Raw genomic sequence first — 522 nt, forward strand, 5'->3', positions numbered from 1 at the left:
CCCCACCTACACGAACGGCTCCGGCACCGCCCTCAGCTACGGCGCGGACCTGCTCGAGGTCCCCGTCGACGAGGACGGCATGGACGTGGACGCGCTCGAGACGCTGGTCGCCGAGACCGGGCGCAACCCGCGGGCGGTCTACACGATCCCGAACTTCCAGAACCCCTCCGGCACCACGCTGAGCGAGCCGCGCCGGCGGCGCCTCCTGGACCTCGCCCACCGGTGGGGCTCCGTGATCATCGACGACGACCCGTACGGGGGCCTGCGCTTCGCCGGCGAGGACGTCCCCGGGTTCCGGGAGATCAGCCCGGACGACCCGCTCGTGATCTCGGTGCGGACCTTCTCCAAGGTCCTCGCCCCGGGGCTGCGCGTGGGGTGGGTGGACGCCGACCCGCGGCTGCGGAGGCTGCTGATCGCCGGCAAGCAGGCCATGGACACCTGCACGAACGTCCCCGGTCAGCACATCGTGGAGCGGTTCGTGCGCCAGGGCGGCTACGACGACCACCTGGCCGGCCTGCGCAC

At 72.8% G+C, this 522-nt stretch carries 1 protein-coding gene; it reads left to right on the forward strand.

Annotated features, from left to right (window positions below):
- Positions 1 to 522 (forward strand): aminotransferase class I/II-fold pyridoxal phosphate-dependent enzyme (locus RF647_RS19255; RefSeq protein ID WP_368813135.1); only part of this gene is annotated, 522 nt, incomplete at both ends.

Source organism: Kocuria sp. CPCC 205263 (assembly GCF_040981075.1).
Lineage (GTDB): Bacteria > Actinomycetota > Actinomycetes > Actinomycetales > Micrococcaceae > Kocuria > Kocuria rosea.